This is a genomic window from uncultured Cardiobacterium sp. (genome assembly GCF_938028185.1).
Taxonomy (GTDB): domain Bacteria; phylum Pseudomonadota; class Gammaproteobacteria; order Cardiobacteriales; family Cardiobacteriaceae; genus Cardiobacterium.
In genome coordinates this window covers 1-1,708 of record NZ_CALJAH010000235.1, presented here as the reverse complement: position 1 = coordinate 1,708, position 1,708 = coordinate 1, and the positions used below count along the sequence as shown (strand labels likewise).

1 protein-coding gene is annotated in these 1,708 nt (G+C 62.6%); it reads right to left on the bottom strand.

Annotated features, from left to right (window positions below; all coding sequences use genetic code 11):
* Nucleotides 1-205: 205 nt before the first annotated feature.
* On the bottom strand, nt 206-1,585 hold the full coding sequence (dcuC, locus tag Q0349_RS06835) for an anaerobic C4-dicarboxylate transporter DcuC (protein ID WP_298080128.1): 1,380 nt from the start codon (nt 1,583-1,585) through the stop codon (nt 206-208).
* Nucleotides 1,586-1,708 lie beyond the last annotated feature (123 nt).

Sequence of the window (1,708 nt, the reverse complement as noted above, 5' to 3'; positions counted from 1 at the left end):
GCAAAATGCGTCCGCATTTTGCGTGGGTACCCGCCCGCTGCGGGCTTCGCCCTGCAGGGGAGGGGGCGAACCGGCGGAATATTGGCAACAGCTGATGTTTGCTGCTCTGCTGGTTGTCAGCATACGTTTCGGGACACCCCAGGGGATTCAAATGGTAAACAGCCCCGGTGTCTTGTTGTGGGTTTTGGATGTGTTCGCTGCGCGGTTACGGGGTTATTTTCGGCACGAACAGCATGGTGTAGGCGACGACGACGATAACGCCGACCAGCGCCGGGACGGCGTTGCGTTTGACCAGCAGCAGCGGCGAGATTTTGCCCGCGCCGGAGACGGCGACGATGACGCCGGAGATGGGCGACACAACCCGGCCAATGTTCGAGACTTGCATCATCGGCGCGATGAGGTAGGCGGGGTTGATGCCCATTTGTGCGGCGAGTTTGGGGGCGAGTTCGACGAAGGCGAAGAAGGCGGCGTTGCCGGAGCCGGCGGCGATGGCGACGACGAGGGTGATGGCGACCAGCGCCAGCATGATGATGGTGGCGGCGCTGTCGCCCTGGATAGCGCCGAGCAGTGCCTTGACGAAACCGATAGTTTCGAGGCCGTGGGCGAAGATGCCGGCGGCGACGAGGAGGACGACGACGCTGGAGAAGCCTTCGGCCATGCCACGGTAGCAGATTTCGAGGCCGTCATAGACTTTGCGCGCGTCCATGCTGCGCAGGTATTCGATCAGCGCGGAGATGAGGATGGTGAGTACGACCAGGCCGCCCAGTTCGATTTCCGGCAGGATGTTGCCGTTGTAGAGGAAGAGTCCGGCGATGGGGAGGAAGGGCAGGATGAAGTAGTACACCGGCGCGTCGGTTTTGAGCGCGGTGGCTTCGGCGGTTTCGAGGGCGTCATGCGTGTTTTGGCCGAGGCCTTCGCGGCGGTCGCAGTAGCGTTGCCAGTAGTAGTGGGCGATGGCGACGCAGATGAGGGCGACGATGGACATCGGGATGATGATTTCAAAGCTGAAGTGGACGAGGTCGGCCTCGGCTTTTTTGGCGGCAAGGATGAGGTCGGCGGCGGTCGGCGAGAGGTTCACCAGGGTGGTGCTGGAGCAGATGGCGGCGGCGGAGGGGGCGCTGATGCCAAGGCGCACCATGATGGGAAAGAGGGTCGCCATGAGGAAGACGCCGAGGGCGGTGGCGGAGTTGATGGCGAGCGACATCAGCGCGCCGAGGAGGAAACCGCCGGCGAGGAGGATGTAGGGCGAGCGGATGTGGCGCAGCGGTTTGTAGAGGACGCGGATAACAACGTCATTCGCACCGATGTGGCTCATGTAGGCGGAGAAGCCGATGAGGATCATGATGATCATGCCAAGGCCGCCGCCACGGTTTTCAAAGAGGCCGTAGATGTGGTTGGTGAGGTCGGCCACGGGGTCGCCGCCGGGGGTTTTGGTGATGTCCTGGCCGAGGGCGTAGGCGAGGATCATCAGGGTGATGCCGATGCTGAACAGGATGCCCTTGGCGTTGTAGCCGCGGATGATGAGGATGCCCGCGCCAGTGAGGGCGAGGACGCCGAGGAGGATGCTGAGGTATGCGGGGTTCATGGTTGTTGTCCTGGCTGGTATCGCAATCCTCACAAAGCCCTGTACGGCGTTGTGCCGCCTCGCCGTACTATAGCCATCCACCGAAAGCCTCATACGGTGTTGCGTCGCCTGACCGGGCACCCT